The sequence below is a fragment of the Actinopolyspora lacussalsi subsp. righensis genome, from assembly GCF_900116555.1.
GTDB classification, from domain to species: Bacteria; Actinomycetota; Actinomycetes; order Mycobacteriales; family Pseudonocardiaceae; genus Actinopolyspora; species Actinopolyspora lacussalsi.
Window position 1 is genome coordinate 681,000 of record NZ_FPAT01000001.1, and the last position, 24,822, is coordinate 705,821.

At 68.3% G+C, this 24,822-nt stretch carries 24 protein-coding genes; 4 read left to right on the forward strand and 20 right to left on the reverse strand.

Annotated elements, in window-relative coordinates:
* Positions 1-73: 73 nt before the first annotated feature.
* The 4 genes from BM394_RS02865 to BM394_RS02880 form a co-directional block, all read right to left on the reverse strand.
* Positions 74-547 (reverse strand): Lrp/AsnC family transcriptional regulator, encoded by a 474-nt coding sequence (locus BM394_RS02865; RefSeq protein ID WP_092973375.1) that lies wholly within the window; start codon positions 545-547, stop codon positions 74-76.
* Positions 544-1,698, reverse strand: coding sequence for a M24 family metallopeptidase (locus tag BM394_RS02870; protein ID WP_092973377.1), 1,155 nt, complete (start codon positions 1,696-1,698; stop codon positions 544-546). Before BM394_RS02870 ends, BM394_RS02865 begins: the two co-directional genes overlap by 4 nt.
* A 183-nt stretch (positions 1,699-1,881) precedes the next feature.
* Positions 1,882-3,210: an MFS transporter gene (locus BM394_RS02875; protein WP_092973379.1), complete on the reverse strand. Its 1,329-nt coding sequence runs from the start codon at positions 3,208-3,210 to the stop codon at positions 1,882-1,884.
* The gene (locus BM394_RS02880) at positions 3,207-3,773 is read right to left on the reverse strand and encodes an ArsR/SmtB family transcription factor (protein WP_092973381.1); all 567 of its coding nucleotides are present in this window, start codon (positions 3,771-3,773) and stop codon (positions 3,207-3,209) included. The genes BM394_RS02875 and BM394_RS02880 overlap by 4 nt, the downstream gene beginning before the upstream one ends.
* A 116-nt stretch (positions 3,774-3,889) precedes the next feature.
* Between BM394_RS02880 and BM394_RS02885 the strand changes: the two genes are divergently transcribed.
* Complete coding sequence (locus BM394_RS02885; RefSeq protein ID WP_092973718.1) at positions 3,890-4,912, forward strand: 5'-3' exonuclease H3TH domain-containing protein; 1,023 nt, start codon at positions 3,890-3,892, stop codon at positions 4,910-4,912.
* A 54-nt stretch (positions 4,913-4,966) separates the two neighbouring features.
* On the opposite strand, the gene BM394_RS02890 is transcribed toward BM394_RS02885, so the two are convergent.
* From BM394_RS02890 to dop, 14 genes are all read right to left on the reverse strand, one after another.
* The gene (locus BM394_RS02890) at positions 4,967-6,181 is read right to left on the reverse strand and encodes a GNAT family N-acetyltransferase (protein ID WP_092973383.1); all 1,215 of its coding nucleotides are present in this window, start codon (positions 6,179-6,181) and stop codon (positions 4,967-4,969) included.
* 115 nt (positions 6,182-6,296) lie between these two features.
* Complete coding sequence (locus BM394_RS02895) at positions 6,297-6,812, reverse strand: DUF4333 domain-containing protein (RefSeq protein WP_165400653.1); 516 nt, start codon at positions 6,810-6,812, stop codon at positions 6,297-6,299.
* Positions 6,813-6,992: 180 nt separating this feature from the next.
* The gene (locus tag BM394_RS02900) at positions 6,993-9,791 is read right to left on the reverse strand and encodes a DEAD/DEAH box helicase (protein ID WP_175529928.1); all 2,799 of its coding nucleotides are present in this window, start codon (positions 9,789-9,791) and stop codon (positions 6,993-6,995) included.
* Between the two features lie 71 nt (positions 9,792-9,862).
* Positions 9,863-10,732: a twin-arginine translocase subunit TatC gene (tatC, locus tag BM394_RS02905; RefSeq protein WP_175529929.1), complete on the reverse strand. Its 870-nt coding sequence runs from the start codon at positions 10,730-10,732 to the stop codon at positions 9,863-9,865.
* 100 nt (positions 10,733-10,832) lie between these two features.
* The gene (gene tatA / locus BM394_RS02910) at positions 10,833-11,138 is read right to left on the reverse strand and encodes a Sec-independent protein translocase subunit TatA (protein WP_092973387.1); all 306 of its coding nucleotides are present in this window, start codon (positions 11,136-11,138) and stop codon (positions 10,833-10,835) included.
* Between the two features lie 78 nt (positions 11,139-11,216).
* A complete protein-coding gene (locus BM394_RS02915; protein ID WP_092973389.1) occupies positions 11,217-11,408 on the reverse strand; it encodes a bacteriophage holin in 192 nt (63 codons plus the stop codon).
* 18 nt (positions 11,409-11,426) lie between these two features.
* A complete protein-coding gene (locus BM394_RS02920; RefSeq protein WP_092973391.1) occupies positions 11,427-12,398 on the reverse strand; it encodes a helix-turn-helix transcriptional regulator in 972 nt (323 codons plus the stop codon).
* The gene (locus BM394_RS02925) at positions 12,395-13,381 is read right to left on the reverse strand and encodes a helix-turn-helix transcriptional regulator (protein ID WP_092973393.1); all 987 of its coding nucleotides are present in this window, start codon (positions 13,379-13,381) and stop codon (positions 12,395-12,397) included. Before BM394_RS02925 ends, BM394_RS02920 begins: the two co-directional genes overlap by 4 nt.
* A 152-nt stretch (positions 13,382-13,533) precedes the next feature.
* Positions 13,534-15,012 carry an amidase gene (locus BM394_RS02930; RefSeq protein ID WP_092973395.1) on the reverse strand — a complete coding sequence of 493 codons (1,479 nt, stop codon included), beginning with the start codon at positions 15,010-15,012 and terminating at the stop codon, positions 13,534-13,536.
* Positions 15,013-15,073: 61 nt separating this feature from the next.
* Positions 15,074-16,432 carry a Pup--protein ligase gene (pafA, locus tag BM394_RS02935; RefSeq protein ID WP_043574844.1) on the reverse strand — a complete coding sequence of 453 codons (1,359 nt, stop codon included), beginning with the start codon at positions 16,430-16,432 and terminating at the stop codon, positions 15,074-15,076.
* 206 nt (positions 16,433-16,638) lie between these two features.
* The gene (gene prcA / locus BM394_RS02940; RefSeq protein ID WP_092973397.1) at positions 16,639-17,412 is read right to left on the reverse strand and encodes a proteasome subunit alpha; all 774 of its coding nucleotides are present in this window, start codon (positions 17,410-17,412) and stop codon (positions 16,639-16,641) included.
* Positions 17,413-17,552: 140 nt separating this feature from the next.
* Positions 17,553-18,401 carry a proteasome subunit beta gene (gene prcB, locus BM394_RS02945; RefSeq protein ID WP_092973399.1) on the reverse strand — a complete coding sequence of 283 codons (849 nt, stop codon included), beginning with the start codon at positions 18,399-18,401 and terminating at the stop codon, positions 17,553-17,555.
* A 225-nt stretch (positions 18,402-18,626) separates the two neighbouring features.
* Positions 18,627-18,824 (reverse strand): ubiquitin-like protein Pup, encoded by a 198-nt coding sequence (locus BM394_RS02950; RefSeq protein WP_092927919.1) that lies wholly within the window; start codon positions 18,822-18,824, stop codon positions 18,627-18,629.
* Positions 18,825-19,048: 224 nt separating this feature from the next.
* Positions 19,049-20,545, reverse strand: coding sequence for a depupylase/deamidase Dop (dop, locus tag BM394_RS02955; protein WP_092973401.1), 1,497 nt, complete (start codon positions 20,543-20,545; stop codon positions 19,049-19,051).
* A 192-nt stretch (positions 20,546-20,737) separates the two neighbouring features.
* On the opposite strand from dop, the gene BM394_RS02960 reads away from it, so the two are divergent.
* The gene (locus BM394_RS02960; protein WP_245779931.1) at positions 20,738-21,250 is read left to right on the forward strand and encodes an NUDIX hydrolase; all 513 of its coding nucleotides are present in this window, start codon (positions 20,738-20,740) and stop codon (positions 21,248-21,250) included.
* Positions 21,251-21,354: 104 nt separating this feature from the next.
* Here BM394_RS02960 and BM394_RS02965 read toward each other — a convergent pair whose 3' ends face one another.
* Complete coding sequence (locus BM394_RS02965) at positions 21,355-22,119, reverse strand: SDR family NAD(P)-dependent oxidoreductase (protein ID WP_092973403.1); 765 nt, start codon at positions 22,117-22,119, stop codon at positions 21,355-21,357.
* A gap of 157 nt (positions 22,120-22,276) precedes the next feature.
* Here BM394_RS02965 and BM394_RS02970 point away from each other — a divergent pair, with 157 nt between their 5' ends.
* A complete protein-coding gene (locus BM394_RS02970; protein ID WP_092973405.1) occupies positions 22,277-22,948 on the forward strand; it encodes a TetR/AcrR family transcriptional regulator in 672 nt (223 codons plus the stop codon).
* A gap of 51 nt (positions 22,949-22,999) precedes the next feature.
* Here BM394_RS02970 and BM394_RS02975 read toward each other — a convergent pair whose 3' ends face one another.
* Complete coding sequence (locus tag BM394_RS02975; RefSeq protein WP_217643312.1) at positions 23,000-24,019, reverse strand: NAD(P)/FAD-dependent oxidoreductase; 1,020 nt, start codon at positions 24,017-24,019, stop codon at positions 23,000-23,002.
* 79 nt (positions 24,020-24,098) lie between these two features.
* On the opposite strand from BM394_RS02975, the gene BM394_RS02980 reads away from it, so the two are divergent.
* On the forward strand, positions 24,099-24,689 hold the full coding sequence (locus BM394_RS02980) for a helix-turn-helix domain-containing protein (RefSeq protein WP_092973407.1): 591 nt from the start codon (positions 24,099-24,101) through the stop codon (positions 24,687-24,689).
* Positions 24,690-24,822: the final 133 nt, after the last annotated feature.

A 24,822-nucleotide genomic window follows, 5' to 3' on the forward strand; every position in this document is an offset into this window, starting at 1 on the left:
GTCTCCCGAAGCGAGAGCCGCACGGGAGGTTCCGCCAAGCGCCCATCCCGGCAGACCGGGACGCGAATCCCCCCTAAAGTTCCGGGGCGCGATTCTCGAAGGGGGTGGACAGGACCACGGTGGTCCGGGTGGAAACCTTCGCCGACTCGCGGATCTGCCGCAGCAGATCCTCCAACGCCAGCGGCGAGGCCACCCGAACCTGCAGGATGTAGGATTCGTCACCGGCCACCGAGAAGCAGGACTCGATCTCCGGCAGATGCTCCAACCGCTGTGGATAGTCGTCCGGAGCCGCCGGGTCGATCGGGGTGAGCGAGATGAACGCCGTCAGCGGCAGCCCGATCTGCTCTCCGTCCACCCTGGCCGTGTAACCGCGCAGCGCTCCGCGTTGTTCCAGCCTCCGGACACGTTGGTGCACCGCCGAGACGCTGAGCCCGACCCGCTCGCCGAGATCGGTGAAACTGCACCGCCCGTCCCGGAGCAGTTCGCGGAGAATGGCCCGATCGGTCGCCTCGAGTTCGGAACTCTGCGCGGCATTCCGGTCTGTCACGTCGGCAGCACCACCAACTCGTGCGGCTGGTTGTTCACACTCTCGACACCGTGCTCGGTGACCACGACGATGTCCTCGATCCTGGCACCCCAGTGTCCCTGTTGGTAGATGCCCGGCTCGATGCTGAACGCCATTCCCGGTTCGAGCGCGATCTCGTTGCCCCCCATGATGTAGGGCTCCTCGTGCACGTCCAGACCGATGCCGTGCCCGGTGCGGTGCACGAAGTAGTCACCGAAGCCGGCAGCGGCGATCGGTTCCCTGGCGGCGGCGTCAACCTCGGCGGGCGTGGCTCCGGGGCGCACCCGTTCCACGGCGGCCCGCTGGGCGGCGTGCAGCACCTCGTAGGTGTCACGCACGTCGGAGTCCCGCGGCTCGCCCAGCGAATAGGTGCGGGTGCAGTCCGAGTTGTAGCCGCTGGGCATGGGGCCGCCGATGTCCACCACGACCACGTCGCCCTCCCGGATCACCCGGTCGGAAAGCGCGTGGTGCGGGCTGGCCCCGTTCGGGCCGGAACCGACGATCACGAACTCGGCCTCGGCGTGCCCCTCCTCGAGGATCGCCCTGCTGATGTCGGCGCCCACCTCGGCCTCGGTGCGACCGACTCGCAGGAACTCGCCCATCCGGGCATGTACCCGGTCGATGGCGGCGCCGGCCTCGCGCAGGGCGTCGATCTCGGCGGGGTCCTTGCGCATCCGCAGGGCGCGCAGCACCGGGTTGGCCAGCACCTGCTCGGTCTCCGGCAGGGCGGTGCGCAGCGGCAGGGTGTGCAGGGCGGGCATCACGTCCGCCACACCCACCCGGGAAGGGGTGGCACCGTCACGACGCAGCAGATCCGCCACGATGCCGTGTGGATCCTGCCCGTCCACCCAGGTGACGATCTCCAGCCCGAGTTCCCGCGCGGGCACCTCGGAGTAACCGAGTTCCTCGAGTTTGGGAACGACCAGCACGGGCGAAGCCGTGCTGCCCGCCGCGGGCAGCACCAGGCAGCTGAGGCGTTCGAAGGACTCACCGTCCACCCCGATGAGGTAACCGAGGTCGGAGCCGGGCGAGATCAGCAGCGCGTCGATGTCCGCGCCTGCGGCCTTCTCGGCCGCGTGCTGTAGCCGCGCCGAGAGCACTGTGGGGTCCTGCTTCGTTGCAACGGTGGACATGGCCCAACTCTAAGTGTCCCGGTTACGGGGAGGTCGGCTGGCCGGGGTGCCGAGAAAACCGCACCGGGGCGGAGGCTTCCGGCGACTCGTACCACGGGCGCCACGTCTCCGACGGTACGAGAGCGACGTGACGGTTCCGGAGCGCACAACGGGAGGGAGAGAAGCGCTCCGGAACCGACACGCTCACCATCCCCGGTCCTCGGTCTGCCGACCACAACCCGGAGATGACGAATCCACCAACTCCTGCCCGCCGTGCGGTGTACTTCCCACGACCACCTCCTCGGCCGTCGGCCGAGTTCGAGGACGGTCCATCTCCCGCCAACCACCACCGAGGACCGGTATCGCCAACGCGACCAGATAGAGCAGGGCCGTGCAGGTCAGGGTGGTACGCAGCCCGAGCCCCTCCACCGCCAGTCCGCCGAACAACACCCCGAGCGGTGTACCGCCCTGTGCCACGAGGGTCGTCAGGCTCAGCACGCGTCCGCGCAGCTCGGCCGGGATTCGCTCGTAGCTCACGGCGGCCAGGATCGGGTTGATCATTCCGGCGACCAGTCCGCACCCGACCACCACGCAGAAAAGCACCGCGAATCCGGACCCCGCGGCCATCGCGAGGTGGGGCGGGATCGGTCCCAGCGCGAACGCGAACGTGAACAGCATCCTCCGACGTCGCACCCGCGCGCCGAGCCAGGTGAACAGCAGGTTCCCCGTGAGCGCGGCGCCGCCCAACGCGCCGACCAGCACCCCGAGTGCCAGCGAGTCGTGCAGTATCCGCGCCGAGTAGGTCGGGAGCAGTACTCCCGTCAACGCCAGGTCGAGGGTGTTCGTCAGCAACAGCAGTACCATGATCCAGGTGATCAGCCGGTCGCGACGGAGATAACCGATCCCGGCGGCGAATCGGCGCGCGAACCCCTCGGATGTGTCCTGCCCCGCTGATTCCGATGTGGTCACGCCGCGCGCGGCGTAGGCGACCAGCAGCGCGGAGAGCGTCATCACGGCGGTGGCGATCCACAGCACACCCGGCGGATCGAACAGCGCGAGCGCTCCGCCCGCCAACGGCGCCCCCGACAGGTGTCCCGCCCGCAGTGCGGCGTCCATCCCTCCCGCACCGCGTTCCATCGCCACCCCGGCGTTGCCGACCAGTTCCGGGACAGCGACCCGGCGAGCGGTCTGGCCGGGTTCGCGGAACGCTCCGAACGCACCTGCCAGCGACATCAGCGACCAGAGCGTGAGACCTGTGGTGGTTTCCGCCAGCGGAATCGCGCCGATGCAAAGCGCGGCGGCCAGATCGGCCAGCGGCGCGGTCCGTGCCGGCCCGACGCGGTCGATCAGCGGGCCGCTGAGCGCGGTGGCGAGCAGCATTCCCACGAGTTCGGCCGCGGTGACCATACCCACGTTCGCGGCGCTTCCCGTGGTCATGAGCACGAACCACGGGATAGCCACGAATCCGGCCGCGCTGGCGGCACTGACGGTGCCGGTCGACAGCCACAGCACCAGTAACCGTAAGCGGTTCATTCCCGCCGCTCCCCTCGTGGGAAGGCGCGCAGCTGCACCATTACCGGTTCGTCACCCGCCGCGGGGGCGCGGCGGTAACGTTCCACGAGTCGACCGGCTTCGGCGGTGAACTCGGCCAGTTCGTCCCGTGAGAGGGAAAGCTGCCAGTCCGACAGTTCCGAGGCCTCGATCCACTCCTCGGACCACTCGGGCAGTCTGGCCAGGAATCCGGCGAGTTCGCGGTGGTGGTTGGCGGCTATCTCGTGCAGCAGGGTGCTCAGCGCGGGACCGAGTTCGGCGTCGGCGCTGAACCTCTCGGGGCGCAACGCGGTTTCGGCGTGCGTGGCCCGCCACCAGCGTTCCCTGCGGTTGCCGCGTTCGGTGTCCTGTTCGACGAAGCCGTGTTCGGCGAGTCGCCGCAGGTGCCAACTGGTGGTTCCCGAGCGCTGCTCGAAGCGCTCGGCGAGCTGGGTGGCCGTCGCGGGGCCCTCGGCACGCAGCTCGGCGAGGATCCGGATCCGCAGCGGGTGAGCCAGTGCCCGCAGTCCGGCCGCGTCGAGCTCGTAGCTGTGTCCTTCGGTCACCCGGCACACCGTAAATCACCAAGAAAACTCTGCCAAGTTTTCTTGGTGATTTGATCGTACCGGACGGTGTGCCGCACCGGAGGCGTGCCAAGCTGGGCGCCGTGAAGTCATCGGTGATGCTGCTCGACTCGGCCGGAATCTGGTTCCGCTCCTACTACGCGCTACCGGAGTCGCTGACCTCTCCGGACGGAACTCCGGTGAACGCGGTACGCGGATTCTGCGACATGCTCGCGAAACTGCTCACCGAGCGCGCGCCCGGCCGGATCGTGGCGTGTCTGGACAACGACTGGCGCCCCGACTTCCGGGTGCGTGCACTGCCCTCGTACAAGGCACACCGGGTGGCCGAACCCGCTCCGGAGCCCGGAACAACGGCGGACGGGACGGCGGGGACGGACACATCGGAGGAAGCGGTTCCCGACACGCTGGAACCGCAGGTTCCGGTGATTCTGGACCTGCTCGCCGCGTTGGGCATCGACACCGCCGAGGCCGAGGGCTACGAGGCCGACGACGTGATCGCGACGCTGGTGGCGCGGGAGGACACCGATCCGATCGAGGTGATCACGGGCGACCGCGATCTGTTCCAACTCGTGCGGGAGTCCCCCACCACCTGCCGGGTCGTCTACATCGGTGGCGGACTGGCCAAGGCGCAGGACTACGGTCCGGTGGAGCTGGCAGCGCGGTACGAGCTGCCCACCGAGAACGCGGGGCGGGCCTACGCCGAGATGGCGATGCTGCGCGGAGATCCCTCGGACGGGTTGCCCGGTGTGGCCGGGATCGGGGAGAAGACGGCGGCCAAACTGATCACGCGATTCGGCTCGCTGACCGAACTGCGTGCGGCGGCCGATGCCGGGGATCAGGGGTTGACGAAACGCAACCGGGAGAAGCTGTCGGAGGCCGCGGACTACCTCGACGCCGCACCGACGGTGGTCAACACCGTGTCCGACGCCCCGGTGATCCACAGCCTGCCCTCCGACGCCCTGCCCCACGATACGAGGCCCTCCAGCGCGGGGCCCTCCAACGCGGGGCCCTCCAGCGCTGGACTCGCTACCGCCGTCGACATCGATCGGGTTCGCGGGCTGCAACGGGAATGGGGGCTCGGCAGCACCGTGGACCGGCTGCTCGACGCGTTGCGGGAGTGAGTCCCGCACGGAGCGGGACCGAGCCGACCCGACGACCCGACCGGAAAACTTCGATCAGAAGTGCGTGCCGCACCAGGCGTGCCCCCGCGTGGCGAACAGCGCGTCGGCCACCGGCAGCGCTGCGGGATCGTGCACGGCGAGCAGGTTCGCGTCCGCGAGGGTGGAGGGCTCGACCTCGCCGAACAGCAGCGGCGCCAGCTGGGCGACGTCGAGACTCAGCTGCGTTTCGCGGGTACCGCGTTCGACCCCTTCGGGACCGACCAGGTACCGGCCCTCGTTGTGCGGCAGCGTGGCATCGCGTACCTCGAGCACCACTGCGCCGGATCCGGCGTAGTCACGCGCCCGCAGGGCGGCGTCGACGTCCACCGGACGAACCCACAGATCGTCGTAGACGTCTCGTACCCGGCACTGCCTGCTGTCGGTCAACCACCACTCCAACGGCTCGTCGAGCGGTCGTTCGATCGCCACCACCTCGTCCGCCAGGTCGATGCCGAGCAGGAACCGCCACAGCTCACAGGACGCGGCCGAGTCGGCCGCCCGCATGTCCAGCACCCGTAGCGTGGTGCGTCCGTCACCGAACCTGTAGTCGTTGCTGTGCGTCGTCCAGCGAACGAACCCGTCGTCGTTGCCCGCCGCGTCGCGGTGCACAGCCGTCGAGGTGTGTTCCTCACTCGTACCGTCCCGCCGCAGCTGGGTCTGCCACCATGCCTGCGGACGAGCGATCGCACCCGGCCCGGCGGGCAGGTTCCGGTAGATCTCGGGGAGCAGTCGACCGGCCGTTTCGGAATCGACCAGTCGCACATCGCCACCGCCGGGAGCGCTGGCACGCAGCTTCGCGGCCGTCTTCTCCAGGCGAACCGTGCGTGCCCTGGTGGCGATCCCGTAGCCGAAACGTCCGTAGATGGCCGTCTCCGAGGCGTGCAACATCGCGAACGGCTCACCGAGTCGCCACGTCTCGTGCAGCTGGGCACGCATCAGCTGGGTCAGCACACCCCGCCGGGTCCGGTCCGCTCGCACACCGACGGCCGTCACGGCCGCGGCGGACAACTCGGCCCCACCCGGCAGCACCACCGAAGCGGGAAACGCTATCGCGGTTCCGGCCAGCTCACCGTCGAGGTGATCTCCCCAGACCCGGCCGACCTCGTACGGAGGCGCCATCCGTCGCCAAGCGGCATCGCTCGCGGCGGGCATGTGCAGCGCGGCTCGGAAAAGATCGTGCGCGGCGCGATACTCGGATTCCGCCAACAGCCTGACATCGTGCTCGATCACGCCTTCATGATGCCGCCGATGCTCCACACGGTCGAATGATTTGACGAGGCTCACGGAGTACCGCCCGCTCGTTCGAGGAGCACGCACTCGAACGAGCGGGAACGTGCGGGAACAATCAGTCGGGTCTGCCGACCGCGTAGGTCCCCTTCTCGTCCCGGATCACGACCCGAACGTTCTTGGTGACGCCGCCGACCCGCATTTCGCAGGTGAAACTGTGTCCGGCGCGCACCGGTTCCCCCTTGGGGCAAGTGACCGACTCGATACCGTCCACGCCGTAGGAGTCCCGCGCGATCTGGCGCACCCCCTGCTGCACCGAATCGGCCTCCAGCACGGTGCGGTGGAACCAGCCGGGGGTGACGAATCCCAGTACGGCAACCACCAGCGCGGACAGCAGAATCACGGACCCGAGTAACCAGGGCCACGCGCGGCGTCGGCGCCGCCCCTCGGGGGCACCGGAGCCGATCCCACTGCCCGGGGGACGGTCCCACGGAGAACCCCGCAGGTCCCCGCCGAAGGACCTCGCCGGAGAGGCAGCCCGCTGCTCGAAGCCGACGCCGGGTGAGCCGGACAGCCCGTAGTGATGCCGTTCGTCCGGCTGCCCGTGCGGCGACGAGCCGTAGGGGTTGCTCATGTGCGCCTTTCGACGGAGGTCAGCTCGCATCGGCTCGGCCGACGTCGGGATCCGATCCAACCACAATCGAAGAGGACTGATCAGAGGTGGGCTTCTCCCGGAGCGGAGCGACCCGCTCCGCTCCGGGAGACCGCGGTTCACCGACCACGGAGCCACCCGGTCGCGGATTCCCTTGGCAGGTCACACGGAGCCCGCGGCCACCACGCCCCGCCGAATCCCGTTGATCGCCTTGCTCGCGGCCGAACCGACCGGATCCTCCCGGCCGAGAACCTCGCGGATCTGGTCCAGCAGGTCGATCACCTGCCTGCACCAGCGCACGAAGTCCCCCGCGGAGAGTTCGTGTCCCGCTGAGGCGGACGCGGTCAGCACCTTCTCCAGCGAGTCCCCCCTGGCCCAGCGATACACCGGCCAGGCGAATCCCGCGTCGGGTTCCCGGGTGCGGTCCAGCTTGTGCCTGCGCTCGTCGTCCTCCAGCTCCGCCCAGAGTTCCCAGGTCGCCGAAACGGCTTCGGACACCGCCCCCGGCGGGACCTCCGGAACCATCGGCGCGTCGCCTCTGGACTCGTAGACCAGCGACGAGACCACCGCGGCGAGCTGTGCCGGTTGCAGCGCACGCCACTTGCCCACGCGCAGGCACTCGGCCAGCAGCAGGTCGGACTCGCTGTAGAGCCGCGCCAACCGCTTGCCGTGGTCGGTGACCGGATCGTCCGGACTGTGCGGATCCAGGTAGTGACGCTCCCCGAGCAACGCGGTGATCCGGTCGAAGGAACGCACCAACGAGTTCGTCGTGGCGGCCACCTTGTTCCTGATCTGTTCGGTCTCGCGGCGCAGTCGCTCGTGGCGCTCCGCCCACCTGGCGTGGTTCTCGCGCTCGTCGCAGCCGTGGCAGGGATGCGACCGCATCGCCCGGCGCAGGCTGGCCAGTTCCCGGTCGTCACCGGCCGAGGAGCCCTTGCCGCCACGGCGCTTGCCCACGGGAGCGATCCCGCTCTCCCGCAGCGTGTTCGCGAGCTGGCGCCGCGACTTGGGCGAGCGGACGTCGACGTACTTGGGCAGCTTGATCCTGTCCTGGGGTTCGACGGGATTGGTGAAGTCGGCGACCGAGACCCTTCCGGCCCAACGGTCCTCCGTCACCACCAGCGGTCGTGCCTCGCCCATCGGATCCAGCCCCGGATCGACCACCACGGCCAGCCCGGAGCGCTTGCCGGACGGAATCGTGATCACGTCGCCCTTGCGCAACTTCTCGAGCGACTCGGCCGCCTCGGCACGCTTGGCGGCCTTGTTCTGCTTCGCGAGTTCCTTCTCCCGATCGGAGATACGACGCCGCAGATCGAAGTACTCGGCGAAATCACCCTGGTCGCAGTGCATGGCTTCGGCATAGCCGTCGAGGGCGGCCGTGTTGCGTTCGACCCGCCTGGACTGCCCCACCACGGAACGATCCGCCTGGAACTGGGCGAACGACTGCTCCAGCAGTTCCCGGGCCGACTCGGTCCCGAGGCGTCCGACCAGGTTGACGGCCATGTTGTATCCGGGCCGGAACGAGGAACGCAGTGGATAGGTACGCGTGGAGGCCAGCCCCGCGACCTGCTCGGGATCCATACCCGGCTGCCAGAGCACCACGGCGTGCCCGTCCACGTCGATACCCCGACGCCCGGCACGCCCGGTGAGCTGGGTGTACTCGCCGGGAGTCAGATCGACGTGCGACTCCCCGTTGAACTTCACCAGCCGTTCCAGCACCACGGTGCGGGCGGGCATGTTGATGCCCAGCGCCAGTGTCTCGGTGGCGAACACCGCCTTGACCAGACCGCGGACGAACAGCTCCTCGACGGTTTCCTTGAACGCGGGAAGCAGTCCCGCGTGGTGGGCGGCGACACCCCGTTCGAGGGCCTCCCGCCACTCCCAGTACCCGAGCACGTCCAGATCGCTCTCGGGCAGGGTACTGGTGTACTCGTCGATCACCGCGCGGATCTCGTCCAGCTCCTCCTCGCTGGTCAGCCGCAGACCGGAACGAACGCACTGGCCGACGGCGGCATCGCACCCCGCACGGCTGAAGATGAACACGATGGCGGGCAGCAGCTCGGCCTCGTCGAGCTGGCTGAGCACGTCCACCCGCGAGGGCTGGAAGAACTTCCCACCCCGATTCTGCACGCGCCGCTTACCGTCCCGGCCACGACGCACCTTGCCGGGAGGCTCCCTGGTACGCCCCAGTTCACGGGTGTGCCGCAGCAGATTGGGATTGATCTTGAGTTCGCGGTTCTCGTCCTCGCCGCCGAACAGGTCGAACATGCGGTTGCCCACCAGCATGTGCTGCCACAACGGGACAGGTCGGTGCTCGTCGACGACCACCGTGGTGTCACCGCGCACCTCCACCAGCCACTCACCGAACTCCTCGGCGTTGCTCACCGTGGCCGAGAGGCTGGCGACCTGCACCTGCTGCGGCAGGTGCAGAATCACTTCCTCCCAGACCGCACCCCGGAAACGGTCGGCGAGGTAGTGCACCTCGTCCATGACGACGTAGCCGAGCGCGTCCAGGCTGCTGGAACCCGCGTAGAGCATGTTGCGCAGCACCTCGGTGGTCATCACGACCACCTGGGCGCTGCCGTTGATCGAGGTGTCGCCCGTCAGCAGCCCGACCGAACCCGTGCCGTAACGCTCGCACAGGTCGGTGTACTTCTGGTTGGAAAGCGCCTTGATCGGCGTGGTGTAGAAGCATTTGCGCCCACCGGCGAGGGCGAGGTTGACGGCGAACTCGCCGACAACGGTCTTGCCCGCGCCGGTGGGCGCACAGACGAGCACTCCGTGCCCGTCCTCGAGCGCCTGGCAGGCGGTCCGTTGGAACGGATCCAGCTCGAAGGACAGGTCGATCGAGAAGGCCCGCAGTCTCGGATGCGCACTCCGCGCTTGGTGCGCGGCGTACGCCGCCGCGGGATCAGCGGACCCGGCGCTCGTCTCCGTGGTTTCAATACGGCTGTCAGCCACTCTCCCAGACTTTCATATCTCGGCCGTGAACGTGTCCACCATGCTGACACCGAGGCCGCCCGGGGGAGCGGTCAGGTCGCGTCGTCCTCCTCGACACCGGATCTGGCCGGACCACCGACATCGACCTCGGAGGGCCGGGTATCCAGCTCGGACGGCTGATCGGGGTCGACCTGCTGCGCCGAGGCCTGCTTGCGCGCCTTGGAGTTGTCGTGAGCCCGGCAGATCAGCAGGGCCAATCCGTACAGCGTGCACAGGGCCGCGGCCAGTACCAGCATGGACAGCGGATCCTGCCCCGGGGTGGCGATGGCGGCGAAGACGAACAACGTGAACACGCTGCCACGCCACCAGTTGCGCAGCTTGACGTAGCTCACGACACCGGCCCGGTTCAGCATCACCATGACCAGCGGCAGTTCGAAGCTGATACCGAAGAACAACAGCATCAGCAGCACGAAGTTGATGTACTCCCCGCCGGTCAGCGCGGTGAAGAACGATCCACCGCCGAAGCCCGACATGAAGGCGAGTCCCTTCGGGGCGACGAAGTAGGCCAGCGCGGCCCCCGCCACGAAAAGCAGACTGCCGATGCCCACGAAAACCCTGGCGAACTTGCGTTCCCTGGCATGCAGCCCGGGCGCTATGAACGCCCAGAACTGGTACAACCAGATCGGGCTCAGCAGCACCGCACCCAGCGACAGGCCGACCTTGAGCTGGATCATGAAGACCTCGAAGGGACGGGTCTGCATGAGCTGGCACTTGTCGTTCGGACTCAGCCGCATGTCGGAGGGCAACGAGCAGTACGGTCCGGTCACGAAGTCACCGAGACTCGGCAGCCCGAACAGTTGGTGGGAGAACCACCAGAAACCGAAGATCCCGCCGATGATCACCGCCAGCAGGGCCACCCCGAACCGGTAGCGCAGTTCGTAGAGGTGATCGACCAGTGTCATGGTCCCGTCGGGGTTCCGGCGGCGACTGTACTTGGTGCGATCACGCCCGAACGGGTTGAGGCGGCGAAGCCGACTGCCTTCCACCGTCACAGCCCCCGCGTCAGTTCGTGGCGTCGTTGCGGTGCTTGTCCTCGGCCGGCCGTTCGCCGTTCAACCGCTCCGCGCTGGTCGCCGTGAACCCGGTCGAGTGCTGCTCACCCGTGGTGAGCTGTTGCGGATCGCTCCGTTCGGAATCGCCCTGGGAGGACGCGGCCTGCTCGTCCTGCTTCATACCACGCGTCTCCGCCTTGAAGACCCGTGCGGACTGACCGAGCGACCTGGCCAGCTGCGGCAGTTTGGCGGCTCCGAAGAGCAACACCAACACACCGACGATGAGGACCAGCTCCCAACCACCGGGGAAACTCATGCTTGTACACCTCTTCTCAAGCCTGCTGCAACGGGGATATTACGCCGGACGAGGCCGGTTTCGACAGGTTCGATCGGATCAATGACGCTTCAGGGCGATTCCGATTCCGGCACCGCGTGCCCGCAGCAGACCGAGCCGGTCGGACAGCTCACCGGACACCCGGGTGTATGCGGACCGCGCGCGGCGAACCGAGCGGAGCGTGGTCAGCACCACGGGGATCAGGGCGATCAAGGCCACCAGCACAAGTCCCACCATCAACGCGTACGGCACGGTGACACCGTATCGCCCTCAGGTGGACAGCGGGTGAAGCGACCGTTCCAATGCTTCGTCCGCGCGCTGTCGAACCTCGGTCGCCAGTTCCGCGGGCGCGAGGATCCTTCCTCCCCCGCCCAGTCCGAGCACCAGCCGCACCAACCACGCGCGGTCGGAGTAGCGCAGCGTCACCCTGGTGGAGCCGTCCGGTAGATCGGTGAGCTCGTCGACGGCGTAGTACTCGGCAACCCAGCGGGCCTCGGGACGCAGCTCGAGTTCGACGCTCGGCTGCGGCTCCGCGGGGCGGAACGGTCCTCCCGAGAGGTCGGTGCTGGTCGCCTCGGCCGGGGGACGCGTGGGCTCGTCGAGAACCTCGGCGTCGTCGATCCGGTCCAGCCGGAACAGCCGTACCCCACCCGCGCGCCGGCACCAGGCCTCCAGGTAGCTGTGCCCCTGCACGAGCACCAACCGCATCGGGTCGACCGTACGTTCGGTGATCTCGTCCCTGGAGGCGGTGTAGTACCTGATGTGCAGCGCGTTGCCCAGTCTGGTGCCTTCCTCGACGGTCGAGCCCACCTCGGTGGCCACCGGTCGGGACTCGTCCGCCAACCCGACCACGACACCTTGGCGTCGCGCGGCGCCCACGGCGTTCTCGACCTTCACCAACGCCCTGCGCACCGCGTCGGTGTCGGCGATGTCCGGTGTCTCGGACAGCGCACGCAACGCCACCTGCAGTGAGGTGGCCTCCTGACCGGTCAGGCGCAGCGGTCTGCGCATCCCCGCGTCGTAGACCACCGTGACGGTGTCCCCGCTGAACGACAGATCGATCAGATCCCCGGGGCCGTAGCCCGGCAGGCCGCACATCCAGAGCAGCTCGAGATCCCGACGAATCTGCTGCGCGTTGACCCCGAAATCGGACGCGACCTCGGTCACCTCGATTCCCGGCCTGTTGATCAGGTACGGAATCATCGCGAGCAACCGAGGCAGCCGCTCACTCGTGCTGCTCACCGATCTCCCTCCCGAAGGGTCTGCAACGTCGCCAGGTGTGCCTCGCGGACGGACTTCCGCAGCGTTTCCGGTTCCAGGACCACCACATCGGGGCCGTAGCCCGCGAGCCACCCCGTCGCCGATTCGGGATAGCTCAGTTCGAGACGCAGCTCCTCACCCGCGACGCCGTCCAGCTCACGCTCGGCGACGACTTCCGCGTCCCGCCGCACCCCCTGGGCACGTCCGCTCGCCACCCACAGGAGCACCGGAGTTCGCGGTGGTGGTGTCGACTCGAAACCGGTGACCAGACTCATCAGGTCAACGTCCTCGGGGCGGTTCACCTGCCCCCGCGCGCCGAAGGCGCACACCTCCCCGGTGATGCGGGAGAGCCGAAAACAACGCGCGGCCTGCCGGTCCCTGTCGTGGCCGACCACGTACCACCGGCCGCACCAGGACACCACTCCCCACGGTTCCACGGTTCGCGGCTGCGCGGAACTGCTGGCGGGTCTGCGATAGTCGAAGGTCACCGGCCGTCCTTCGCGTACGGCGAGCAGCAGCGGAGAGAAGGCCGGTTCGTCCGCCCGCACCTTGGGTTCGATCGGTCCGGCGGCGCTGTCGTCGACATCGACACCGGCGGCACGCAGCTTGTGCAGGGCACCGCGCGCGGCGGTGCCGAATTCGGGTGCCTCCCAGAGTCGGGAGGCCAGCGCCACGGCGGCGGCCTCGTCGGACTCGAGCGCGATATCACCGATCTCGTAGTCACGGCGCGCTATCCGGTAGCCGTCGATACCGTCGAAGGCCGAGTTGCGCCCGGTCTCGAGCGGTATGCCCAGGTCGCGGAGTTCGGCCTTGTCACGTTCGAATGTTCGATAGAACGCCTCGTCACTGGCAGCGTCGGAATAACCGGGAACGATCCCCCTGATTCGCTCCGCGGTGAGGTACTGGCGAGTCGACAGCAGACACAGCACCAGGTTGACCAGGCGTTCTGCGCGCGGAATGCCCACTGTCCCGAGTCTAGCGACGGTAACGGCGGTCACGTTCGCGGGCCGACGTCGTGACCTGATGAAACGGTGCGCCCGAACCTCCACCGGGAAATCTGGATGCATTCCAGACTACCCGGCTCGCTCGGGCGACCGAGGCACGTAAGACCCGCCGGTCACAGCGGTGGTTCGCGCCGAGCCCAGGGCCGCGCACGCTCCAGCTGCGCAGCCAGTCGGAACAGCACCCCCTCACCCGCCAACGGCCCCACGAACTGCACACCGAGCGGCAGCCCGTCGGGGTCCCAGTACAGCGGAACGGACATGGCCGGCCTGCCGGTGATGTTGGCCAGCTGGGTGTAGGGCACGTGGCGCAGGTTCTCCCGAGCCACTCGGTCCACCATGCCGCTGGCACGCAGCATTCTCCCCAGCCCCAGCCCGAGCACGGCTTTGCCTGCCGCGCGCAGCGGCCCACCGGTCGCGAGCTCACCCACGCGTACCGGTGGCCCGGCGAGTCCGGGAGTCAACAGCAGGTCGTAGTCGCGGTGGAACTCGGCCAGCTTGCGCGTGTAGCCGTGCCAACGGTCGAGCAGCGCACTGTACTCGGGGCCGCTGATGATGCGCCCCACCGCGGCGAGCAGTCTGCTGTCCAGCTCGAACGAGGTTTCCGACGCCCCGGTGGCAGCCACCGCGTCGTCGATCGAGGCCGCCAGCTTCACCGACCAGGCACGCAGGAAGTCCACGGCCAGCGAGTCGAGATCCACCGGTGAGCTCACCGGTTCCACGTGGTGCCCCAGTGACTCCAACAACCGGGCGGCGTCGCTCAACGCCTCGGTCGCGTGGGGGTGCGGCCGTCCCAGCGCCGACTGCGAGGTGAAACCGACACGTAGCCGAGGGGGTTCGGAGGCGATCTCGGTGGTGAAGTCCCTGTGGGGCACAGCGGGTGAGTACGGACCGGCCGGATCGGCTCCCACGATCGCGTCCAGCGCGGCGGCGCTGTCCCGAACCGTACGCGAGAGCACACCGTCCGAGGCGGCACCGTGAAAGTTCTCCGCACGCACGGGTCCGGCGGGCACCAGGCCACGCCCGGGTTTGAGCCCGAAGACGCCGCAGCACGCGGCCGGGATCCGGATGGACCCGCCCCCGTCACTGGCCCCGGCCACCGGCACGATCCCGGCGGCGACCGCGGCCGCCGAGCCGCCCGAGGAACCACCCGGAGTACGATCCGGCGACCACGGGTTGCGGGAGGGTCCGAAGGCTTCGGGCTCGGTGACCGGTTTGGCGCCGAACTCGGGGGTGTTGGTGCGTCCGAACGGCAGCAGCCCCGCGTTCAGCCAGCGGCGCACCACCTCGGCGGTCTCCGGTGCCGCCACCCGCGCCAGCGCGGCTGTCCCCGCGCTGGAAGTGTGCCCTGCCAACTCCTGGTTCAAATCCTTGAGCAGGAACGGGACCCCCGCGAGCGGACCAACGGCGGGCAACCCGCTCGCCAGTTCACCCGCGGCCACCCGGTCGGTGCGGACCACCGCGTTGATGCGGTCGTTGACCTTCTCATAGCGGTCGAAGGCGGCGTCGAGCAGCTCGGTCGCGGAGACCTCACCGCTGGAGACCAGCTCGGCCAGCCCCACCCCGTCGTGTTCGCGGTACTCCGAATAGTCCATGCCCACCCTTCCGTCGCGGCAGCCTCGACGCGTCCGGCCACGCGGATCGGACACGAACGAATCACAACGAGCTGATCAGACGTTCCACCCTCTCGTCCACCGCACGGAACGGGTCCTTGCACAGCACTGTCCGCTGCGCCTGGTCGTTGAGCTTGAGGTGCACCCAGTCGACGGTGAAGTCCCTGCCCGCCGTCTGGGCCGCCGCGATGAAGTCGCCGCGGAGCTTGGCCCTGGTGCTCTGCGGCGGGGTGTCCTTGGCCGCCTCGATGTCACCGTCGTTGGTGGCACGGTCCACCAGGTCCTTGCGCTGCAACATCTCGAACAGACCCCGGTTGCGTCGCAGATCGTGGTAGGCCAGGTCGAGTTGCGCGATGCGCGGGCTGGACAGCTCCAGTCCGTGCTTGTCGCGGTAGCGCTCCAGCAGGCGATGTTTGATGGCCCAGTCGACCTCCCGGTCGATCAGCGAGTAGTCCTGGTACTCCACGGCGTCCAGCGCCCTGCCCCACAGGTCCATGATCCGGTCCGTCATGGGGTCGGAACCGCGACGGGCCACGTACTCGACCGCGCGGCCGTAGTACTCCCGCTGGATGTCGAGCGCGGACGCCTCGCGGCCACCGGCCAGCCGCACGGGGCGTCTTCCGGTGAGATCGTGGCTGATCTCCCGGATCGCGCGGATCGGGTTGTCCAGACTGAAGTCGTGGAACTGCACGCCCTGCTCGATCATCTCCAGCACCAGGTTGACGGTGCCCACCTTCAGCAGGGTGGTGACCTCGGACATGTTCGAGTCGCCCACGATAACGTGCAGCCTGCGGTAGCGCTCCGCGTCGGCGTGCGGCTCGTCCCTGGTGTTGATGATCGGGCGGGAACGGGTGGTGGCACTGGAAACCCCCTCCCAGATGTGCTCCGCCCGCTGGGACAGGCAGTAGACCGCGCCGCGGGGGGTTTGCAGCACCTTGCCCGCGCCGCAGATCAACTGTCGGGTGACGAGGAAGGGCAACAGCACGTCGGCGATGCGGGAGAACTCCCCCGAACGCCCCACGAGATAGTTCTCGTGGCAACCGTAGGAGTTGCCCGCCGAGTCGGTGTTGTTCTTGAACAGGAAGATGTCCCCGCCGATACCCTCGTCGGCCAGCCTCCGCTCGGCATCGGTGAGCAGATCCTCCAGTATGCGCTCACCCGCCTTGTCATGGGTGACGAGCTGGACGAGATCGTCGCACTCGGCCGTGGCGTACTCGGGGTGCGAACCAACGTCCAGATAGAGTCTCGCGCCGTTGCGCAGGAAAACGTTCGAGGAACGGCCCCACGAAACGACCTTCCGGAACAGGTATCTGGCAACCTCGTCCGGGGAGAGCCTGCGTTGCCCGTGAAAGGTACAGGTCACCCCGAACTCGGTCTCGATGCCGAAGATCCTCCGCTGCATGCCTCCACAGTAGGCGTCTTCGTCGAACTCGGCGGTCCGCCGTTCGGGGTCGGACGCGAGAAAATTCGGTCGAAAACACCACACAACGTGGCCGCACGCGGCCCGGAAGCGGGGCTTCGGCGGTCGGGGACCGAACACCGAAACCACCGGTTCCGCTCGTCACGACACCGCTGTGCCCCCGGCGCGGGCCACCCGGGACCGAGCCGTCACTCGGGTGAGCCGCCGTTTTCCGACTGCTCCGAGTCGGATCCCGAGCCGGTGTCGTCCGCCCCCGCGCCGGACTGCTCGGACTCGTCGGGAAGCAGCTGGCGCAGTGCCGCACCGGTGATGCGACGGAACGTGCGGTGCGGCCTGGACCGTTCCAGTACCGCCACCTCCAACTGCCCGACTCCCAACTGGCGGGATCCCTCGCCGCCGGCCATCAGGGCGCTCACCGCCTCACGAACGGCGGGTTCGAGTTCCATGCCGTCGGTGAAGGAGTCCTTCAACACGGACGTGACGGTCTCGGCCTGCCCGCCCATCGCCACGTACTGCGGTTCGTCGACGATGGAACCGTCGTAGGTCAACCGGTACAGCTGGTCCGCGTCCGGCGTGCTCCCCACCTCGGCGACACAGATCTCCACCTCGAAGGGCTTGACCTGTTCGGTGAAGATGGCCCCCAGCGTCTGCGCGTAGGAGTTGGCCAGTGCCCGACCGGTGACGTCACGCCGGTCGTAGGAGTAACCCTTGACATCGGCCATCCTGATACCGGCCATGCGCAGGTTCTCGAACTCGCTGTACCGCCCCACCGCGGCGAAGCCGATGCGATCGTAGATCTCGGAAATCTTGTGCAGGGTGGTCGAGGGGTTCTCGGCCACGAACAGCACCCCGCCCGTGTACTTGAGCACCACCACGCTGCGACCCCGAGCGATACCCTTGCGGGCGAGCTCGGAGCGTTCGCGCATCAGCTGCTCTGGCGAGGTGTAGAAGGGCATCGTCACGGTTGTGCACTCCTGGCTCGAATCGTGCTGTACCGACTTGGCACATGGCGCTTGCTTCGCGCGCGGCGACGGACACCGGGCCGGCCGGAACGCACCGTGCTCCCGGTCGTGGCGATCCTGCCCCGCGCGGGCTCCCGGCCTCAGCCTCCGGGATTCTGCTGCCTGCCCGCGACGACCTCCTCGGCGACGGCGGCGGTGCGTTCCTCGGACATGCGGACAGCCCCCTCCGCACCGGTGATCGTGACCACCGTGGGATAGATCTTCCTGGCCACGTCCGGCCCACCCGTCGCGCTGTCGTCGTCGGCCGCGTCGTAGAGCGCCTCGATCGCGTTGCGCACGGCCGAGTCGACATCGGCCTCCGGATCGTGGCGTTTCTTCAACGCCGACTTGGCGAACAGCGAGCCCGAGCCGACGGCATTGTACCCCGTGCTCTCGTCGTAGCGTCCGCCGGTGATGTCGTAGGTGACGATGCGACCAGCCCTGTCGGGGTCCTCGGCAGCGGTGTCGAAACCGGCGAACAGTGGAACCACCGCGAGTCCGGCCATCGCACCCTGCAGGTTGCCGCGCAACATGGTCGCGAGCTTGTTGGCCTTACCGTCCAGCGAGAGCGGAACGCCCTCGATCTTCTCGTAGTGCTCGAGTTCGACGGCGTACAGTCGCACCATCTCGAGCGCGATACCGGCGGTACCCGCGATCCCCACCGCGGAGTAGTCGTCGGTCACGTAGAGCTTGTCCATGTCCCGCTGGGCGATGATGTTGCCCATCGTGGAACGACGATCTCCCGCGAGCAGCACACCTCCCCGGAAGGTCAGCGCGACGATGGTCGTCCCGTGCGGCACGTCCATCGATCCCTCGGTGCTGTCCGCGGCCCGCGGCAGCATCTCGGGGGCCGCGGCTCGAAGGAAGTCCGTGAACGAGGAGGATCCGGGAGTGAAGTACTCGGGGGGCAGCGCCTGACCCGGATGGCTCCGAGTCGAGCTGGATTCCATGGGCGACATCGTCTCCTGCTCGAAGTAACTGGCGTCACATGATCGGTTGTGCACACTTTAGGCCGTGCGCGGTCGCGCCGGTCGGCCCGGTGCCGGCCGGCGCTGACCGCGAAGCGGGAGTCCCACCGGACGGTTCGGACGTCTTGTCCCGGCGTCTCAGCCGGGAGCGGCCGGACGAACCGTCCCGAAGGACTCCGTTACTGGCCACCCTTCCGGGTCACTGGGTTACTGGCCACCCTTCTGGACGTAGGCCCGGACGAAGTCCTCGGCGTTCTCCTCCAGGACGTCGTCGATCTCGTCCAGAATGGTGTCCACGTCCTCGCCGAGCTTCTCCCGACGCTCCTGACCAGCGGATTCGGCACCGTTCTGTTCCTCGTCGCCTTCGTCTCCGCCGCCGTGCCGCTCAACCTTTTCCTGGGACATCTCGCCTCCCGGTGGTCTCATCGAGGATGCCTGCCCGAAACCGACACCGCGGCTTCCGCCGGGCGGACCCGACAACGTCCCGGGCCGGACGGGCAACAAAACATCCTGGTGTGAACACTACCTAGTCAATCGGCCGCACGCCCAGATCCAAAGGTGGCCGTTTTGGATCTGTCGCGCTCCGAAGATCCCGCGACCGAGTGGTCATCGAACCGGGCGCCCCGATATCACCCGCCGGTGAGGGAGTCCACCAGCTCCTCGGCGCTGGAGGCGGCCTCCAGCAGTTCACCCACGTGCGCCTTCGTCCCCCGCAGCGGTTCCAGGGTCGGGATACGCACCAGCGACTCGCGCCCCAGGTCGAAGATCACCGAGTCCCAGGAGGCGGCGGCGACCTCGTTCGGGTAGCGCTCCAGACACCGACCGCGGAAGTAGGCCCTGGTGTCCTCCGGCGGTGTCGTGACGGCCTCACGGACTTCCTCCTCGGCGAGGATGCGACGCATCGAACCACGGCTGACCAACCGGTTGTACAGTCCCTTGTCCATGCGAACGTCGGCGTACTGCAGGTCGATCATGTGCAACCGCGGCGAGCCCCAGCCGAGGTTGTCCCGGCTGCGGTAGTTCTCCATCAGCTTCAACTTGGCGGGCCAGTCGAGCCGGTCGGCGCACTCCATCGGATCGCGCGCGAGCAGGTCGAGGACCTCTCCCCAGATACGCACCACCTCGCCCGAGGTGTGGCTGCCGTGCGCCTCGACGTACTCCACCGCCCGCTCGTGATAGGCCCGCTGCAGGTCGAGACCGGTGAAATGTCGCCCGTCGGCGAGTTCGACCTTCTGATTGAGGCTCGGGTCGTGGCTGATCTGGTGCACCGCCTTGACCGGATCGGCCAACCGGAGATCGTCGAAACGACGTCCGGACTCGATCATGTCCAGGACCAGGGCGGTAGTGCCGAGCTTGAGGTAGGTGGCCGTCTCGGCGAGGTTGGCGTCGCCGAGGATCACGTGCAACCTGCGGTACTTGTCGGCATCGGCGTGGGGTTCGTCCCTGGTGTTGATGATGCCACGTTTGAGGGTGGTCTCCAGCCCCACCTCGACCTCGACGTAATCGGCGCGCTGCGAGAGCTGGAAGCCCGGTTTCTCCCCCACCTGGCCGATGCCCACCCGGCCGGAACCGCAGATGATCTGCCTGGAGACGAAGAAGGGCGTGAGTCCGGCGATGACGGCCGTGAACGGGGTGTCACGGGCACACAGGTAGTTCTCGTGGGTGCCGTAGCTGGCGCCCTTGCCGTCGATGTTGTTCTTGTACAGCTGGATCGGGGTCGTCCCCGGTACGCTGGCGGCACGCAGCGCTGCCTCCTCCATCACCCGCTCCCCGGCCTTGTCCCAGAGCACGGCGTCACGCGGATTGGTCACCTCGGGAGCGGAGTACTCCGGGTGGGCGTGGTCGACGTAGAGTCGCGCACCGTTGGTGAGAATGACGTTGGCCGCACCGAGATCGTCACCCTCCGAGCCGTTCGACGGTGCCGTCGAGGCGCCCATGTCGAAGCCGCGGGCATCGCGCAACGGCGATTCCACCTCGTAGTCCCACCGAGCGCGCCGCGCTCGGGGGATGTCGGCCGCCGCCGCGTAGGCCAGCACGATGTGGGTGGAGGTCAGCACCGGGTTCGCGGTCGCGTCTCCCGGCACGGTGATCCCGTACTCCACCTCGGTTCCCATGATCCGACGCATGGTGTTCAGCCTACGGGTTCAACGCGGCGTACGACTCCCTGTAGCGTTCACATTCCGATGCCGTGTGCGGGCAACGACGATGAGCCCGCGCCCACTGTCGACACCGGCTCGCTCACTGCCGCTACCGGCTCGACGCGGCACCGCGCGAGGACATTCACCCGGCGCCGACAACGGAACTGACATCCTCGGGTGGTGACCATCGGAGAGGAACGAGTCGCCGTCTACGACCGAAACGGCTCGGTGGTCGGTTCGGCCCCGCGAGCACGTATGCGCTCCGAGGGACTGTGGCACGCTGCCACCTCGGTACTGGTGCGTTCCACGGACCTGACGAAGGTGTACGTGCACCGACGCACCGCGGACAAGGACGTCTACCCGGCCATGTACGACTGCTGGGCGGGCGGTGTCGTGGCGGCCGGTGAGGCTCCGGACGAGGCAGCCCGGCGGGAGTTGGCCGAGGAGCTGGGAATCCACGCGGAGCCGCGTTTCCTGTTCCGGACCAGCCACGAACGAGGACCGGTGCGATTTCACGCTTTCGTGTACGAGATCCGCTGGGACGGGACCGTGATCCATCAGCCGGAGGAAATAACCGCTGGTTGGTGGATGCCGCTGACCGAGCTGCGGGAACGCGCACGAGATCCGGACTGGCCGTTCGTTCCGGACGGCAGGCAGTTCCTCACCGAGTGGTTCGACCTCCGGGAAAGTTGATTGGAGTTTTCCGGTCGGGTTTCGAACTACTCGCTTGGCGGAACCTCCCGCTCGCTCTCGCTCCGGGAGGTCCGACATCGGGTAGCGACCTTCGAGAACCCACGTCAGACGGCGGACCACCCGTTGTCCACCGGCAGGACGACCCCGCTGACATTGCTGGCGGCATCGGAAGCGAGGAACACGATGGCGGATGCCTGCTCGTCGGCGTCGGCGACGCGACCGATGTTCTTGCCGTAGCTGCCGAGAACGTTGGGGCCGAGCGCCTCGGGATCGGCGTCGACGGTGATGCCGGTCGCGGTACCGCCGGGGGCGATCGCGTTGGCCCGGATGCCGCTGTCGCGGTACATGACGGCCAGCGACTTCGTCAGTCCGACGACGCCGTGCTTGGCGGAGGTGTAGGCAGCCCCCGCCGCGCTGCCCCGCAGGGACGCCTCCGAGGCCGTGTTGACCACGACACCGCTGCCCTTGGCCAGCATGTGCGGCAGCGCCGCGCGGGTGAGCAAGAAGGGAGCGCTCAGGTTGACCCGCAGGACGCGTTCCCACTCGGCGTCGGTCAGATCGGCCACCGCGGCGAAGCTGTCCATGATGCCCGCGTTGTTGACCAGCACGTCCGGCCCGCCGAACCGTTCCACCGCGGTGGAGACGATCTCGTCGACCACGGTCCGCTCGCCCAGATCGCCGATCACGGTGGTCGCGGTGCCCTCCTGTTCCCGGATCAGCTGTTCGGTGGTCGAGGCACCTTCGACATCGAGGTCCGCGATGAGTACCCGCGCCCCCTCGGAGGCGAACCGCAGCGCGGCGGCGCGCCCGATACCCGATCCGGCGCCGGTGACCACGACGCAGCGCCCTTCCAGGCCGGTTCCACTCATCCCGAACTCCTTTTCCGTCCTGTTCCGGGCCCGCCGGACGACCGATGTGACCCGAACCGTTCGATACTTCTAGGCAGAGTATGCCAGATTTACATTATGCGCCAAAAAATGAACGACCTAGAATCGGGTGACCGCCGCCACGAGGAGGAGACCCGGGATGTCGAGCGAGCAGGAGACGTCCAACAGGCGCACCGGACGCCCGCCGCTGACCGAGCGCCGCAAGGCGGCGACGCGCATGGACATCGCACGTGAGGCGGTGCGGCTGTTCACGAGCAAAGGGGTCGCCGAGACCTCGGCCGATGAGATAGCGGAAGCGGCCGGGTTGTCGATCCGGACGTTGTGGCGCTACTGCCCGGGGCCGGGTAAGGAGAGCTTCATACGCCCACTGCTGACCAACGGGATCGACGATGTGGCCCGAGCGTTGGCCGACTGGGCGCCCGGCGAGGCGCTGCCCGACCAGCTGAGCGGGCACGCCGGGGCCGACGAGAACGCGGACGTGGACACCATGCTGGCGCTGGTCCGACTGACCAAGGAGGAGCCGGAGATCAGGACGGTCTGGCTGCAGGCCCACCGGGACGCGGAACCCGCGTTCGCCGCGGGGATCGCCCACCGAACCGGCAGGCGGGCCGACGAGCTGAGCGTGAAGACGGAGGCGGCGATGGTCAACACGGCACTGCGGGTGGCCGTGGAGCACACCGCCGAGCACTCCCCCGCCCCGGAGCAAGCCGGCACCGTGCTGCGTGCGGCGTTGCGCGAGGTCCTCCCGACGATCAGCCGGGATGCCCCCGACCATGCCGCCGGCAACGCTCTTCCCGGCGCGCTCGCTTAGAACCGCTCGGCCACGAGGACCCGCGTCCGCTTCACGAGGGATTTTCCCGGTTCACAGGCCGTGACGGCGTTCGCCCGTCACCGCTTCACAGCCACGGGCCTCGGACTCGGCGGAGAACGGGTCCCGGTGAGCGGCGACCGCACGGGTGGTCTCCTCCTCGACCAGGTCGGCGTTGATGCGTGCCGCCGCGTTGGCTCCCGCCGCGGCAGCGGGACCGACCTGGACCGACGGATCGGTGACATTGCCCGCGACCCACACTCCGTCGACATCGGTGGCACCGGTCGCGTCGGACGGGACGTGCTCCCCGACCCCGGCCGGGTGCTCCACCGCACGCAGCCCGAGCTCGGCCAGGAACGCGGCACGCGCCGTCATCCGCGGCGCGACCGCGAGCACTTCGCGGCCGACCACGGTGCCGCCGACGAGTCGCACCCCGCTGATCCCACGCTCACCGAGCTCCAACGAGTCGACAGCGCCGTCGATCACCTCGATGCCGCGTGCCGCGAGCCGTTCCGCCTCCTCGCCGGTGGGCGCGGGTCGGGTGTGGCAGAAGAACTTGACGTCCAAGCTCCACTGGCGGAACAGCAACGCCTGGTGTACCGACATGGGTCCGGTCGCCAGCACGCCGATGGCCCGGTCCCGAACCTCCCAGCCGTGGCAGTACGGGCAGTGCACCACGTCCCCGCCCCAGCGTTCCCGCAGCCCGGCCACCTCGGGCAGCTCGTCGACCAGGCCCGTGGTCACCAGCAACCGCCGGGCACTGATCCGAGAACCGTCGAGCAGGTTCACGTCGAACCCGGCGTCGTCCCGAGCCACTGAGCCGACCTCGCCCGCGAGCAGGTGCCCACCGTAATCGCGCACCTCCTCCCGTCCGCGTTCCAGGAGCTCCGCCGGAGGGACCCCCTCGCGCCCGAGCAGACCGTGCACCCCGGCTGCCGGGGCGTTGCGCTGCTCGCCCGAGTCGATCACCACCACCGAGCGCCGCGCCCGCGACAGCATCAGCGCCCCGTTCAAACCGGCGGCTCCGCCACCGATCACCGCCACCTCGTAGTGCGTACCCGATTCGTCGGTCATTACCACCACCTCCACTACCACCATGCGAATCCGCAGGCAACATCTGCAACTTTTGTTGCCGCAATGGCAAACTGAGGGCATGGACGACGACCTCGATCAGACACTCGACACGGTCGGTCCCCGGCTGCGAGCGCTCCGCAGGCAGCGCGAAACCACGCTCAACGAGCTGTCGGAGACGACCGGTATATCGGTGAGCACGCTGTCCCGCCTGGAATCAGGCGAGCGCAGACCGGCCCTCGAACTACTGCTCCCGCTGGCGAGGGCGCACGGTGTGACGCTCGACGAACTCGTGGACGCCCCGCCCACCGGCGACCCGCGCGTGCACCTGCGGCCGGTCAACCGGCACGGCATGACCATGCTGCCGCTGACCCGCCGCGCGGGCGGGATCCAGGCGTACAAGCTCGTGATCCCGGCGACTCACCGCCCCGCCGTTCCCGATCCGCGGAGCCACGAGGGCTACGAATGGCTCTACGTGCTCAACGGGCGCCTCCGGCTCGTGCTCGGGGAACACGACCTGGAGCTCTCGCCCGGCGAGGCCGCCGAGTTCGACACCCGCACACCGCACTGGTTCGGCAGCGCCACCGAGGAGTCCGTGGAATTCCTCAGCCTGTTCGGTAAGCAGGGCGAGCGCGCCCACCTGCGGGCCCAACCCCGTAAGAACTCCTCTTGAAGTGACCGGCCAGTAGGCGCAGCCACCTCGGCCCGCGAGAGGTGCGGGTGGCGGAACCTCTCGCACAGCTCTCGCTGCGGGGTCCGGCGACATCGGGTAGGTAGCCCGGTCTTTCAGTCCGCTCGGGGCCTCG